10 protein-coding genes are annotated in these 14,588 nt (G+C 66.8%); 3 read left to right on the top strand and 7 right to left on the bottom strand.

The annotated features are described in order from the left end of the window. Positions 1-47: 47 nt before the first annotated feature. Positions 48-761 carry a 7-cyano-7-deazaguanine synthase QueC gene (gene queC / locus LSQ66_RS24470; RefSeq protein WP_231767755.1) on the bottom strand — a complete coding sequence of 238 codons (714 nt, stop codon included), beginning with the start codon at positions 759-761 and terminating at the stop codon, positions 48-50. A gap of 140 nt (positions 762-901) precedes the next feature. Between queC and LSQ66_RS24465 the strand changes: the two genes are divergently transcribed. Beyond that, the gene (locus LSQ66_RS24465) at positions 902-2,674 is read left to right on the top strand and encodes an autotransporter assembly complex protein TamA (RefSeq protein ID WP_231767754.1); all 1,773 of its coding nucleotides are present in this window, start codon (positions 902-904) and stop codon (positions 2,672-2,674) included. Next, positions 2,674-7,071 carry a translocation/assembly module TamB domain-containing protein gene (locus tag LSQ66_RS24460; protein ID WP_231767753.1) on the top strand — a complete coding sequence of 1,466 codons (4,398 nt, stop codon included), beginning with the start codon at positions 2,674-2,676 and terminating at the stop codon, positions 7,069-7,071. Before LSQ66_RS24465 ends, LSQ66_RS24460 begins: the two co-directional genes overlap by 1 nt. Here the strand turns inward: LSQ66_RS24460 and LSQ66_RS24455 are convergent. Further along, positions 7,050-7,226: a hypothetical protein gene (locus LSQ66_RS24455; RefSeq protein WP_231767752.1), complete on the bottom strand. Its 177-nt coding sequence runs from the start codon at positions 7,224-7,226 to the stop codon at positions 7,050-7,052. The genes LSQ66_RS24460 and LSQ66_RS24455 overlap by 22 nt on opposite strands. A 90-nt stretch (positions 7,227-7,316) precedes the next feature. Here LSQ66_RS24455 and LSQ66_RS24450 point away from each other — a divergent pair, with 90 nt between their 5' ends. Further along, the gene (locus LSQ66_RS24450) at positions 7,317-7,841 is read left to right on the top strand and encodes a hypothetical protein (protein ID WP_231767751.1); all 525 of its coding nucleotides are present in this window, start codon (positions 7,317-7,319) and stop codon (positions 7,839-7,841) included. Here LSQ66_RS24450 and LSQ66_RS24445 read toward each other — a convergent pair whose 3' ends face one another. The 5 genes from LSQ66_RS24445 to LSQ66_RS24425 form a co-directional block, all read right to left on the bottom strand. Further along, positions 7,842-8,780, bottom strand: a complete 939-nt coding sequence (locus LSQ66_RS24445) for a TIGR01777 family oxidoreductase (protein ID WP_231767750.1) — start codon at positions 8,778-8,780, stop codon at positions 7,842-7,844. 53 nt (positions 8,781-8,833) lie between these two features. Beyond that, complete coding sequence (locus tag LSQ66_RS24440; protein WP_231767749.1) at positions 8,834-11,653, bottom strand: ATP-binding protein; 2,820 nt, start codon at positions 11,651-11,653, stop codon at positions 8,834-8,836. A gap of 3 nt (positions 11,654-11,656) precedes the next feature. After that, entirely contained in the window at positions 11,657-12,388 is a 732-nt protein-coding gene (locus LSQ66_RS24435) for a hypothetical protein (protein ID WP_231767748.1), read from the bottom strand. Further along, entirely contained in the window at positions 12,381-13,736 is a 1,356-nt protein-coding gene (locus tag LSQ66_RS24430) for a hypothetical protein (protein WP_231770195.1), read from the bottom strand. Before LSQ66_RS24430 ends, LSQ66_RS24435 begins: the two co-directional genes overlap by 8 nt. 116 nt (positions 13,737-13,852) lie before the next feature. Beyond that, on the bottom strand, positions 13,853-14,578 hold the full coding sequence (locus LSQ66_RS24425) for a DUF3108 domain-containing protein (RefSeq protein ID WP_231767747.1): 726 nt from the start codon (positions 14,576-14,578) through the stop codon (positions 13,853-13,855). Positions 14,579-14,588 lie beyond the last annotated feature (10 nt).

The following is a 14,588-nucleotide window of genomic DNA, read 5'->3' as shown; positions in this document are numbered from 1 at the left end:
GCCAGCAATAAGCCCATGGTACGTGAGCGCCGCGGCGGCGGCAATCGCTATTGCGCCGCTTGATGTTCCCGGTACTGGCGGTAGCCGCGCGCCCGCAGCTCGCAGGCCGGGCAGGCGCCGCAGCCGTAGCCCCAGTCGTGCAGGGCGCCGCGCTCGCCCTTGTAGCAGGTGTGGGTATCGGAGCGGATCAGGTCCACCAGGGGCTGGCCGCCCAGGCTTTCGGCCAGCTCCCAGGTCTGGGCCTTGTCCAGCCACATGAGGGGGGTTTCCAGCGTGTTGCGCGTGTCCATGCCCAGGTTGAGGGCCACCTGCAGGGCCTTCATGGTGTCGTCGCGGCAGTCGGGATAGCCGGAGAAATCGGTCTCGCACATGCCCCCAACCAGCACGTTCAGCCCGCGCCGGTAGGCCAGCGTGGCGGCCACCGTCATGAAGAGCAGGTTGCGGCCGGGGACGAAGGTGTTCGGCAGGCCGTTGGCCTGCATGGTGATTTCGATATCTTCCGTCATGGCCGTCTGCGAGAGCTGGGAAATCAGGCCCAGGTCCACCATGTGGTCCTCGCCCAGGCGCCCGCTCCACTGCGGCGAGAGCGCACGCAGCTTCCCCAGCAGGGCGGGACGCACGGTCAGTTCGATGGCGTGGCGCTGGCCATAGTCGAAGCCGATGGTCTCCACGCGTGCATAGCGCTCCAGGGCCCAGGCCAGGCAGGTGGTGGAATCCTGGCCTCCGCTGAACAGGACGAGGGCGGCATCGGTACGGGTCATGACGGGACTTTCATGTGGCAATTCTGTAAATCTTAGTGGTACGCCATGGGCGCGGCCTTTCCGGTAACATGCCAAAAAGACCACTTACTATGGCAGGACCACGAATTTTGGCACAAGTCGTCACAAAAGTAATGCGACGCATGGCGCTTGCCGCCGCGATGCTCCTGCTGCCGCTGGCCGTGCTGGCCCAGGGCCTGCAATACCGGCTCCAGGTGAACGCGCCCGGCGATCTGGACGAGCTGCTGGAGAAGAACCTCGACCTGCAGCGCTTCAGGGGCAATCCGCGCATGAACCGCGAGCAGCTGCAGCGCATGGTGCGCACGGCGCCCGAGCAGGCGAAGACCCTGCTGGCCACTGCCGGCTACTACTCGCCGGTGGTGAGCGCTCGCCTGGAGGAAGCGGGCACGCCCACCGTCGTGATCGATGTCGATCCCGGCCAGCCTACCCTCGTGGGGTCGGTGGAGATCGTGCTGAACGGCTTCGCGTCCACGCCCGCCTCGCCTTTCGACAAGGACGCTTTGCGCGCCAGCTGGACCCTGCCCGAAGGCGCCGTGTTCCGCCAGGACGAATGGGAGCAGGCCAAGCGCGCCATCCTGCGCTCGGTGGTGCAGACGCGCTATCCCCGCGCCCAGCTCACCGAGAGCCTGGCCACGGTCGACCCCGATACCCGGCGCGCCCTGCTGCGCGTGGTGCTGGAAAGCGGGCCGGAGATGCGCTTCGGCGAACTGCGCATCGAGGGCCTCAAGCGCTATCCGGCCTCGGTGGTGAGCAACCTGAACCAGATCAAGCCGGGCGACTACTACAGCGAAGCGGCCCTGCAGGCTTACCAGTCGCGGTTGCAGGACACGGGCTATTTCGCCAGCGTGGAGGTGAGCGCCGACCTGAACGCCATTCTCAGCGAGCAGATGGACGCGGCCGAAGAGAAGCGCGAAGGCGCTCCACCTCCTGCGGCCATCGCTCCCCTGCCCCTGCTGGTGCGGGTGATCGAGAACAAGCGCAAGAACGTGAGCGCAGGTGTCGGCCTCAGCACCAACACGGGCGCGCGCACCACCCTGAACTACGACGACCTGAACGTGTTCGGCCTGCGCCTGAAAAGCGCGCTGACGCTGGAGCAGAAGAAGCAGACCGCGCGCGGCGACTTCTACTTCCCCACCACGGCGGACGGCTACAACGACAGCTTCGGCGCGGCGGTGGAGCGCCGGGATATCGAAGGCGAGGTTACGCGCTCGGCCTCCGTCAATGCCAAACGCGCCTGGGGTACGCCGCTGCTGGAACGCTCCATCTCGATCGAATACCTCAACGAGAGCAAGACCGTGGCGGGCGCCGCATCCAGCCATGCGCAAAGCCTGCCGCTGACCTATGCCGTCACCTGGCGCAAGCTGGACAACCTGATCTTCCCCACCAAGGGCTATGTGCTGAACGCCACCGCCGGAGGCGCGCTGCTGCCTGTCCTCACCGACGAGCTGTTCGTGCGCGCCACGGCGCGCGGCATTACCTATCGCCCGCTCAACGTGAAGAGCACTGTCATCCTGCGCGCGGAGCTGGGCGTGCTGGGTTCCCGCAACAAGGCGGGTGTTCCCGCCACTTATCTGTTCCGTGCGGGCGGCGACAACTCGGTGCGCGGCTACGCCTACCAGGAGCTGGGCGTGCGGCAAGGCGAGGCGACGGTGGGCGGCCGCTACCTGGCTACGGCCAGCGCCGAGTACCAGTACTGGTTCAAGCCCGAATGGGGTGCGGCCGTGTTCTACGACGCGGGCAATGCGGCCGATTCGCTGACGAACATCCATCCCAAATCCGGTTACGGCGTGGGGGCACGCTACAAGAGTCCCGTGGGCCCGATCAACGTCGATTTCGCCTACGGCCACGCCGTGCGCAAAATGCGCATCCACTTCTCACTGGGGTTCACCTTCTGATGGCTGAAGAAAACGACACCCCTGCCCCGCCGCCTCCGGTGCGGCGCTGGCCGCGCCGCGTTGCCATCGGCTTCGGCATCACCGCCCTGCTGCTCGGCGGCGCCGTGTGGCTGCTGGGACGCGAGACCACGCTGCAGCAGATCGTGCGGCAAGTGGAGCGTTCGAGCGGCGGCCAGATCACCATCACCGGCGTGCACGGCTCGCTGTACGGCCGCATGCATCTGGACCGTTTGGTTTTCCGCAGCCCGGACAGCGTGACCACGGCCGAGAACATCGACATCGACTGGTCGCCGCTGCAATACCTTTCCCAGGGCGTGGCGGTCAGCGAACTGCATGTGGCCAGCACGGTGATGCAGACCCTGCGCAAGTCGCCCCCGCCCACGATGCCGGCGTCGATCGCGCCACCCTTCCGCCTCAGCATTGCCGATGCAAAGCTCACGCGCCTCGTCATGATCGATGAAACGGGCCAGCGCACGCAGATCGACAACACGGCGCTGAAACTGTATGGCGACAGCAGGCAATGGCAGGTGAAGGACGCCAGCGCATCGACGCCTCTGGGCCGCATTACCGCCAACGCCACGGTGGGCGCGAAGCCGCCCTTCCGTGTGGACGGCACGGCCACGCTGTCACAGGCGGCTGCCGCGCCGGGACGCCCCGCCGCGGAACTCACCGCCTCCGCCAGCGGCAGCTTCGAGCTGCTGGCCATCGCCGTCAAGGGCAAGTCCTCCAATGCCACCGGCGATGGCGTACTGACGCTCGCGCCATTCGATCCGATCATCCTGCGCACGCTGGACCTGCGGGCGCACGGCGTCGATCCTTCGCGCTTCAACAGTACATGGCCTTCCGCCAGCCTTGAACTGGCGGCACGCGCCGAAATCGGCCAGGGGCAGCGCGTCAGTGGCTCGCTCTCCGTGGTCAACACCGGTGCCACGGGACCGCTCGACCGGCAGCGCATTCCGCTGCGCGCCGTCAACGCGCGGCTGGGCGGCACGCTCACTGTGGCTTCCATCGAAGATGTGATGATCGATCTCGGCGCCGCAGGCAGCCTGGCGGGCAGCGGAAGCATTCACCGCTCCGCACCGGACGGCGGCATCGAAACTGCGGACTTCCGGCTGCATACCTCGCGCATCGACCTCCACGAAATCCACGGCAGCGCGAAGCCCACCGCCATCGCGGGCGAGATCGCCGCAAGCAGCCAGGGAAAGGCACAGCGTTTCAACGCCCGCCTGGCGGACAAGGGCCTGAGGCTCGACGCCCTGGCCACCCTGGAGGACTCGATGCTGCACGTGAGCCAGGCGCGCCTCTCGGCGGGCAGAGGCGTCGTTGCCTTCACCGGACAAGCCAGCCTGAAAGACGACAAGGCCTTCAAGGCCGCCGCCAGCATCAGCCACTTCGATCCTTCAGCGCTCGGCAAGTATCCTGCGGCGGACCTGAACGCCGACGTGCGGGCGGGCGGCAGGCTGGCGCCTGAACTGCAGGCCTCAGCCGAATTCACCATCCGGCCGAGCCGCTTCATGGACCAGGCGCTTACAGGCAGCGGCAAACTCAATGCCGACGCGAAGCACCTGAGCGGCATCGACGTGAAGCTCGCCTTCGGCGCCAACACGGCGCAAGCAAACGGCAGCTTCGGCCTGCCCGGGGACCGCCTGAGCTGGAGGGCTGACGCCAAAAACCTCGCCGCGCTGGGCAGCGGCCTGCGCGGAGCGCTCAGTGCGGGCGGCGTTGCAACCGGCGGCTATGCGGCGCCACGCAGCAGTTTCGACGCAACGGCGCGCGGCCTCTCGCTTGGCGACGCCAAGGCGCGCGGCGAGGACAGCGTGCTGTCGATGAAAGGCGAAGTCGGGCTGGCCGGACCGCAGAAAAACGTGGAGCTCACAGCCAGCGGCAGCGCCAGCCGCTTCAATCCCGCCGCTTTCGGTGCGCCGCAGCCTGGCAGTATAGGCGCCGAGTTCAGCGTGAGCGGCAGGCTCGCCGAAGACTGGCGCGGCAAACTGGATGTAAAGCTTCTGCCCTCAACCTTCTCCGGCGCGCCGCTCTCAGGGTATGCCAGGGTGGCCGCCAACAGCAGGCATGTGGAAAGCGCGGATGTGAACCTGCAGCTGGGGCAGAACACCCTGCAGGCAAACGGCGGCTTTGGCGCCGTGAACGACCGCCTCGACTGGAAGCTGGATGCGCCGCAGCTCTCCAATCTGGGCCCGGGCTTCGGCGGCGTGCTGCGCGGCAGCGGCACCCTGAGCGGCACGGCCGGCAAGCCCGCAATCGCCTTCAGCATGGATGGCAGCAACCTGCGCCTGATGACGGACCACCAGATCCGCGCCATCCGCGCCAGCGCCAACCTGGGCGCAGGCCAGGGAGCGGCCGACGCCGTGGTAAGCGATGTGGACCTGACCGGCTACAGCTCGCCCACCACCAGTATCGAACGCGCGCGGCTCCAGACCACGGGCAACCGCGCCGCGCACACGGTTCAGCTGAGCGCCGTGGGCAAGGACTTCGATGCCGCCCTGCGCCTGCGCGGCGGCATGACTGGCGATACCTGGACCGGCGCCATCGAATCGCTTCAGAACAAGGGGCGGTTCGCCCTCGCGCTCCAGGCTCCGGCCCCGCTGCGGCTGACGGGCGCCGCAGGCAAGGGCGTGCTGGGTCTCGCACGGCCCGTGCAGCTCTCGCTCACCAACGCCGCCCTGGCACTCTCCGAGGGTGTCCTCCGCATCGAAACGCTGGAGAAGAACGGCCCGCGCTGGCGTAGCCGGGGTGCGGCCGCTGGCGTTAACGCCAGCTATCTCGCCCAGTTCTCCGACGCCTGGCGCGACAATGTGGTGAGCGACCTGACGCTGGCCGCGAACTGGGGCATCGAACTCACTGTACCTGCGGTGGAGGGTGTGGCGCCGGCCATCGACGGTTCGCTCAGCGTGTTCCGCGAGAAGGGCGACATCACGGTGACGGGCGGCGAACACCCGATTCCGCTGGGCCTGAGCCAGCTCGAAGCGCGCGTGAACGTGGCGGGCGACGTGCTGCGCGTGCAGACGGCGCTGAACGGCAGCCGCTCCGGCCAGGCGAAACTGGAAGCGGCGGCGCATCTTGAAAATGGCCGCATTCCGAAAAACAGTCCCCTCGCCATCAGCGGCAATGTGGATATCCCGTCCATAGCCTGGCTCTCGCCCCTGGCGGGCGTTCGGGGACTGGAACTGGATGGCGCCCTGCGCGCCGCCTTCAGCGGCAACGGCACCGTGGGCGAGCCGGTGCTGAATGGCGACGTGAAAGGCGAACGGCTTTCGGTCAACTGGCCGGAGCAGGCCTTGAAGCTGCGCAACGGCCGCCTGGCAGCGCGGGTCGATGGCGACCGGCTGCAGCTGCAGCAGCTGCACTTCGAAGGCCAGCAGGGCGTGATGGAGGCCGATGGATGGATGCGGCTGGCGAACGCGGAAGCGGCGATGGAGCTGAAGCTGGTGGCGGACAAGCTGGAAGTGCTCTCCAGCCCGGACCGCATTCTCGTGCTGAGCGGCCGCAGCACGCTGGTGCGCGACGCGAAGCACTTCCAGCTGGACGGCAAGTTCCGCGCCGACCGCGCCGCCATCGAACTGCCCTCGCTCGACACGCCGACCATCAGCGACGACGTGGTCATCCTCGGCAGGACAAAGCCCAGCGTGAAATCGGCCGCTGCCGCCATGCCGCTGAACGTGGATGTGGAAGCCGACCTCGGCGACGACTTCTACCTGAAAGGAAAGGGCCTGGACGCGCAGCTGGCAGGCGCGGTGCAGGTGCGCATCACGGACCGCCGGCCGCCGCGCGTGAACGGCAGCATCCGCGTGGTGAGCGGGACCTACGCCGCGTATGGACAGAAGCTGGCCATCGAACGCGGCGTGATCAACTTCACCGGCGCCTACGACAACCCCGGCCTGAATATCCGCGCCATGCGCAAGCGGCCGGAAGGCGAGCAGCTCAGCGACACCAATGTGGAGGCGGGCGTCGAGGTGCGCGGCACGGCGCAGGCGCCGGTGGCGAAGCTGGTGTCCACGCCGAGCGTGCCGGACAGCGAAAAGCTCTCCTGGCTGGTGCTGGGGCATGGCCTCTCCGACATGGCGGGCAACGAGATGGGACTGCTGGGCACCGCCGCGGGCGCCCTCTTCGGCGGCAAGGGCGGCGGCAGCCTGGCCAACAAGGTCGGGCTGGACGAGCTGGGCGTATCGCAGACCAAGGGACTGGAAGGGCTGGAAGGTACGGTGGTCACCGTGGGCAAGAAGCTCTCCTCGCGGGCCTACCTCAGTTTCGAGCAGGGCGCGGGCACGGCAACCAGCCTCGTGAAGCTGCGCTACAAGCTCACGCCGCGCATCACGCTCCAGTTCCAGACGGGAACGAACAACGCGCTCGACGTGCTCTACACCTGGGCCTTCGACTGAGGCTGGCCGAGTTCCGGCTTGTGGTCCGGCACGGGTTCGTCCTCCGGCACGGGCTGCTGGTGATGCGGGTGGGCTGGCTGGGGATCGGGCCGCGGCTCATCCACCGGCACCGGCAAGTCCGGCGCGCGGTGGGCGTGGATGAAAGGCTCGTTCATACGACCTCCTGACGAAAACCTCAACGTTACCACCGCGGGCACGCAGGCGACGCGCTGTTACAATTGAGAATCGATATTGACCGGTGCACCATGGAACTGACCACCCTCGCCCTCCTTGTCCTGATCCCCCTGCTCGTGTGGCGCATCTATTCGCGCCTGAGGCCGCTGTTTGCGCGCCAGGAGTCGCTGATGTGGAAGCATTGGGTCGGTGCAGCGGGCTTTCCGCTGCTGGTGCTTATCTCGGCCATCGCCACCTTCCGCGATGTGCTCGCCCTCTCCTGCCTCGGCGCGGGCGTGCTGGCGGGCGGCTGGATGGGGCGCTACGCACTGTCCAAGACCCGCATCGAGACTCACGGCATACGCTATTTCTTCACGCCCAACGCCCGCTTCGGGATGGTGATCTGCCTGCTGTTCGCGGCACGCATCCTCTCCATCGGCATCGAGCTGTACATGAACCGCCAGTCCGACTTCCCCAAGCCGCTCACGCGCGAGATGGTGCTGCTGCACCCGCTCACGATGGCGAGCTTCGGCCTGCTCGCGGGTTATTTCGCCTACTATTCCATCGGCATGCTGCGCTGGCGCCGCGCCCAGCCGCCCATGCCCGGGCTGGAGTAATTACATCAGGCTGTGCAGGGCGTCCTGCACGGTGGGATGGCGGAAGCTGAATCCTTCCGCCAGCAGCCGTACGGGCGCCACGTTCTGGCCTTCCAGCAGCAGGTCCGCCTGCTCTCCCAACAGCAGCCGAACGGGAAATGCGGGCGTAGGCAGAATGCTGGGCCTGTGCGCCTCGCGCGCCGCCGCCTGCACAAATTCAGCCTGCGTGGGACATTCGGGCGCCGTGAAGTTCCATGCGCCGGATACGTCGCCGTCCATACTGAGCCGGGAAAGCCAGGCCATGGCCCGCAGCAGATCCTCCAGATGAATCCAGGACAGGCGCTGCCTTCCGCTTCCCAGCGGGCCGCCTGCGCCCAGGCGAACGGGCAGCAGCATCAGCGGCAAGGCGCCGCCGTGGCCCAGTACCATGCCGAAGCGGGTACATGCGACCTGCACACCCTGCGGCGCCGCCGCCCGCGCCGCCTCCTCCCAGTCCCGGCACAGCTGGGACATGAAGATGGGCTGCGGCGGGCTGTGTTCATCCAGCGCCGCGCTGCTGCCCTGGGGCTGGATACCGTAGTAGCCGATGGCCGACGCCGAAATCATCAGCCGCGGCTTGCGCTCGGCCTGCGCGATCCAGCCCACTACGGCCTGGGTCACTCCTACGCGGCTCGCACGCAGCAGGCATTTTCGCGCAGAGGACCAGCGCGGCCCGAGAATGCGCGCGCCCGCCAGGTTGACGACGACGTCGATGTGTTCTGAAGGTGGAATATCGGCCATGCTGCGCACGCAGCTGACCTGGCTGCCCAGGTGCCGCTCCGCCCTGGCCGGATCGCGGCTGAGAACCCGCACGCTCTGCCCGTCCTGCAGCAGCGCCTTGACCAGCTGCGTTCCGATGAAGCCGGTCGCGCCGGTGATGAGGAAAGTCTGTCCGGTACTGCCGAAATGCAGATCGTCCATGATGGCTCCTTCGCGGTTCCCCATGATAGCTCACGGGGCCCGCGAAGGGCGCGTCATGCTGCCTGCGGCTGGCGGCGCTGCAGCACGAAGATCGGCTGCGCCCACTGGGTATCCTTCTTTTTCTTGCTCGTGATGAGCGTAAGTTCGGAAGGATCGTAGACGTCGGTGTTGTGGGTGAGCGGCGTCGTCATGAGGTACTGCGCCTCGGTGTTCTTGAGGAACTCGCCGACCAGCTGGATATTGCGGATGTCCAGGTGGGCGAAAGGTTCGTCGATGAACACGAAGCCGCCGGAGCCATCTTCCGACTTGAGCAGGCCAATCAGCAGAACGAGGGATTTCATCACCTGCTGCCCGCCCGATGCTTCGCCGTCGTTCAGGCCGATGGGGCCCTTGCCGTCGAACTTGAAGCGCACGTGCAGGCCAGCCTGCGCCAGCAGCAGGTCATCGTTCTCCAGCTTCACCGGGTCCGCATGCACTTCGATGTTCGCCAGCTGGCCCAGCTCCTTGATGTTGGCCGTGTAGGTCTTGATCGTGTAGCGCAGGCGTTCGATATAGGCGCCGCGCGCGTTGGCCGTCGCCTCGATGGCGCGGTTGTTCTGGTAGCGGCGCTCCTCGGTCTCGGACTTGCGGCTCGCGAGCTGGTCGTTCAGGCGCTGGTACTGGTCGATGACCGTGGCATCCAGCTCCCAGTCGTCGCGCGCCAGGCTGGTTTGAAGGCTGGCGATGCGCAGGTCCACCTGGTGGGCATTCTGGTGCTGCTCCACCAGCGCGGAGCGCCGTGCGGGACGCTTCCATGCACCCGGGAGGTGGCGCCACTGGCGGCGCAGCGCCAGCAGAGCGCGCGCATGGTCGCTGCGCTGCTCCAGCTGCTTCTTGTAGTTCAGGCGCATGCCCGCTTCGGATTCCGACAGCGCCATGCGGGCGTTCTGCCAGGTGGTATCGGAACGGGTGCGGTTCACCGTGGCGTTCTTCATGAGGCCTTGCAGCTCGCCCAGGCGGCTGCCGACTTCCGTGCGCTCGGCGCGCAGCGGCACGGCGGCGCGCGCCGCTTCGTCGAATTCGTCGGCGCGGGCGGTGAGTTCCTTCACAGCGTCCACACCGGCCACGCGGGCCTTCAGCGCGCTGGTCTCGGAGGCCAGCTTGCTGATCTGGAGAGTGAGCTTGTCTTCTTCCGCTTCCAGCGCGGGCAGGTTCTTCTGGATCGCATCCATACGCTGGGTACGGCCTGCGGAGCCGAAGCGGTAGCGCGAGGCCTCCACGAACAGCGAACGGCCGCCGCGGCGCTCCTTGTGGTAGGCGTCCGGCGTGATCCACTCTTCGATGTTGCCGAGCTTCGCGCCTTCTTCCACCGATTCCACACGCGTGATGCGCGCCAGCTGGTCGATCAGCCATTCCGGCGCCTTGGCGCTGAAACGGACGATGGACAGCAGGCTCTGGTTCTTCGGCTGGTGTGCGGTGACCAGTTCCGGCACGATGAAGTGGCGGTAGCGCTCCTTCTCGGCCAGGCGGTAGGCGGCGGAGGCATCGCTGGCGCGTTCCAGCAGCACCACGGAGGCGTAGCCTCCCAGCACGCCTTCAACGGCGCCCTGCCATTTCGGATCGGTGACTTCCACGATATCCGACAGCATGGCGTGCGGAATGTTCGCGTCGTTCAAGGCGCGGCGCATGGCGCGCACGTTGTCCGGCTCCGGCATGGAGGTCTTGCCTTGCAGCGCGGAGATGGTGGCCTTGTCGCCCGCGATGCGGGTGGACACGGCGTCGCGCGCCGCGCGCAGCTTCGCCAGCTCGGCTTCCTTCTCTTCCAGCTGCTTGGCCACGTCCGCGATGTCCGCGCCGGATTCGGCGGCGAGCTTCTGCAGGCGGGCCTTCTGTTCGATCAGGCTGTCCAGCGGCTTCAGTTTCGCGTTCAGTTGCGACAGGCGGCTTTGCAGGGCCGTGGATTCCTGCTCCAGCAGGGTTTCCTGTTCCTGCGCATCCTTCAGGGCCTTGGCCTGGCGCGCCACTTCCTTGCGCTTTTCGTCCAGCAGCTGGTCGGCCTGGGCCAGGGGCTTGCGCGCTTCGCGCAGCTGGCGGCTGGTGTTGTTGGCCTTCTCGCGCGCCTCATGGTATTCGAGGGAAGGCAGCACTTCCTCCTGCAGGTTGCGGCGTTCCTTGTGCAGCGTTTCCCACTGGTGGTAGTTGGCCACGCGCAGGCGCAGGCCTTCCAGGTTGGTCCTGGACGATTCCAGCTCCGCCTCGAAGCGCTTCAGCTCTTCTTCCGTGTCGCGCTGGTGGCGCTTGGCTTCGTCGTAGGCGTCCAGCACCTCCTTGTCGCCGAAGACCTGGAACACGAGGTCCAGCAACTGGCGCGGGGCGTATTCGCACAGCTTGTCCGTTTCGCCCTGCTCCAGCGCCAGCACTTTCGCCATCGCGGGCGAGAGGCCTGCATTGGCGAGGCGCTTGCGGTAGTTCTCCACGCCCAGCCAGTCGGTGGCTTCGGTCACTTCCTCGATCTCGATATTCCCCGGCCGCATGAGGTACTGGCGCTTCCAGTCGCCGCCGTTCTTCTGGATCTGGCAGAACAGGGTCACTTCATCGTCGGCGAAGAAGCCGCTGCTGCGGAAGGGGCGGTTGGAGAGCTGCTTGCCCACGGCGCGGTTGTCCACCACGGCGCGCAGCCATGCCGTCTGCTGGCCGGAGTGGCGCGCATAGTGCTTGTAGGTGCGGCCCATCGAGCAGTCCAGGCCGAACAGGGTGCGCAGCGCGTCCAGCAGCGTGGTCTTGCCGCTGCCGTTCTGGCCGGCGATGGTGATGATCTTCGCATCGAGAGGAATATTCTTGATGCGCTGCCAGTAATCCCAGTGGACCAGTTCGAGCGATTTGATATGGAACATGGATCAGCCTTCGGTCGGGGGTTCGGTGGACGGCTCGCCTTCGGTGTCGGCGGCATCGTTGGCGGCGGCGGCTTCGGCCAGCACGGCGCGCGGAATGTGCACGACCTGCGCGGGCGCGCGCTTGAACACGTCGGCCAGGGCGCCGTTGATGATGCGCTCCTTCAGCAGGTCGGTATCCATCAGCAGGTCCAATAGCGGGCCTTCGAGCAGGATGTCGCCGCGGCGTTCGATGAAGCCCAGGCGCGAGAGGATGCCGAGGTTCATGTCCAGGCGGGTCTTCTTGCCCAGCTTGTCGCCGAAGTCGGCCAGCAGCGCCTTGTAGGGAATGCCGATGGAGGTGTCCTCGGCACGCGGCACGGGCTTCTCCTTGCCGAACATGTCGTTCTGGTCGTCCTCGGCCTGCTGGTGGGTTTCCTGGCGCTCGCGCTTGGGCAGGATGATGAGCGCCCACAGCACCACGAGCAGGGCCACGCCGTCGCGGGCCAGGCCGAAGTTATTGTTCTGCCATACGTCGCGCGCGCCGAAGATCTTCGGTTCGATGGCGCGGTGCAGGGCCAGGGTCACGTGGTCGGCATAGACATTGTCGAGCAGCTTCATGCCGGTGGCCAGCAGGCGCGCGTCCACTTCGGCGCGGAACTGCTCGTCCGACAGGGCGCGCTTCACGAGCTTGTCGTCGCGGCGCAGCGTCTGGTGCGTGAGCAGACGCGCGATCAGGATTTGGGAATCGTCATTCATCGGCCTTGCCGCTTTCCAGGTTCAGTGAGAGGGAGGCCATGCTCATGGCGGCCACTTCGAGATCGGGCAGCTTGACCATGGTGTCGCTCGGCGTAAAGGTGAGAGGCAGGCGCGCCAGTTCGGCGGTGGCGCCTTGCAGGCTTGCCTCGGCGGCATCGCCCAGCAGCGGCAGCAGCGAGGCGCGGTAGGACGCCACGGCGAAGCTCGCGGGCAGCAGCGAGTCGTGCACCGGAATCTCTTTCGGCGACTCCTCGGCGATGCTGGGGAAGTTGTTCAGGTTTGCGAAGTCCGAGAGGCGGGCAAGCCAGTCGTCCAGTTCCTTCTGCATGGCGGGCGTGTCGTTGATGGTGGTGGGCGCGTCCTGGCCCGCAGGCAGGCCGTTGCCGATGGCGCCCGCGCGTTCGGCCAGCAGCTCGGTCTCCGCCACGTCGATCATTTCGGCGGGCGTGATGAAGAGGGGCTTCACCGGCTGGTCGATGGCGTCTTCCGCCAGGGAGGCCAGGTCTTCATGCGCCAGCAGCCAGCGCTTGATGTCGGTGGTGGAGAGGCCGGACTGGCCGAGGTGCACGCGCTGGCGCTCGATCTGGTTCAGGGCGCGCGAGAACATGCCCTGCATGTTCAGCAGCGCGCTCTGGGCGCGGCCGATGGCCTGGGCGGCGCGGTGGGTGGCGCTGTCCGCATTCTCGTCGCTGGTGATGGCGCGCAGGATCTCGCTGCCCTTCTCCACCCAGTCGCAGGCCTGGTGCCACTTGGCCTGCGATTCGCGCAGGCGGAATTCGGAGCCGGACGCAATCGCGTCGCGGAATTCTTCGGTCAGGTCCACCAGGCGGCCCAGCAGGTGCTGCAGCTGTTCGGCGGTGATGCCGCCCACGGCCTGGGCGCCCGCCACCTGCGACAGCAGGAAGCCCATGTCGGCTTCGTCCTCGTCCTGGCCCAGTGCCAGCAGGCCGTCGATGGCGGAGAGCACATTGCGCGCCATCGGCGTCACGCGGTAGACGCCCTGCTGCGCATCCCAGGCCAGCAGGCCGTTCGAGCGCAGGCGGTTCAGCACCGTTTCCAGGCTTTCGGGCAGCAGGTAGGCCAGGCGGGTGTTGATGTCCGCGCGGGAGAAGGCGGACACGCTCGGGTCGTTGGCCAGTTCGCGCAGCACGAGCAGACGCACCAGCACGCCTTCGAAACCGCCATGGAACAGGGCGGTAAAGACCTGCAGCAACGGCTGGGCGCGCTTCAGGTGGTATACCTGCTCGATCTCGTCTGCCGATATGTGGGGCTGGAAGTGCGCCTGCAGGGCGTCCTGCTGCTCCTGCACGCTCGGGTTGTGGTCCGCAGCGGCTGCTGCGCTTGCCATGATGTTCATTGGACTCCGGTAGGCTGGCCCGACTGGTGCAAGTTTGACATCATCTCACGATGCCAGGCGGGGGCGTCAGTATACCAGCTCCGGGTCCATTCCCAGCCTCGAATGTGTTACTTCTTTGCAACTTTCTCCAGTTGCTGGTCGAAGGAATCCCCGTCCTCCTCCATGAAGAGGATGCGCACGGGATACCAGTCGAGGGAGGGGGCAAGCCACAGGTCCACCTGCTGGCCCTTGTTGTTTTTGGGCGGCGCCTTGCTGAAATGCAGGGCTTTCACCTCGCCCATGCCTGTTTCGAGGGTTTCCGTACCAACAACTTTGAACACCCAGGGCTCGGCGTCGCGGCGGCCCGCCACCATGAAGGACCACTCGCTGCCGGGCTTGAACTTTTCCGGCGACTTGCGGGCCATGGCGGCCAGCTGCCAGGGCGCACTGCTGCGGTCCTGCTCCCCGCCCTTGAGCGGGACTTCCTTGTCCCCGCCCGAGAATTCCACCACACCCGCGTCGCGCCGGAAGGTGGTGGTGGTGGCCGATTTGCGGATGCGCTTCTCGAAATAGGTGGCCGGGGCCAGGCCGTATTCGTCGATGCTGCCCTCGCTGCGGTGTTCGAGCACCTTGCCGAACAGGCCGGAGCGCGCTTCGGTGAGCAGCGAGTATTTGCCGTCGCCCTGGCGCCAGCTCACGGTGCCCGTGCCGCTAAGAGGCAGGCCGTGGGTGCTGGCCTTCACGGAATAACTGAGGTCCGCCGACGGCGGAAGGCTGAAGGGGTGCCGGTCCGCGGCCATGGCGGCCGTGCCCAGGCACAGTACGGCGAGTACGGCGGTTTTCGTCAATGTCATTCTGCTGTTC

The organism is Massilia endophytica, from assembly GCF_021165955.1.
GTDB classification, from domain to species: Bacteria; Pseudomonadota; Gammaproteobacteria; order Burkholderiales; family Burkholderiaceae_D; genus Rugamonas; species Rugamonas endophytica.
Note: the sequence above shows the minus strand (reverse complement) of the source record. Positions and strands in the feature narration are given on the sequence as shown.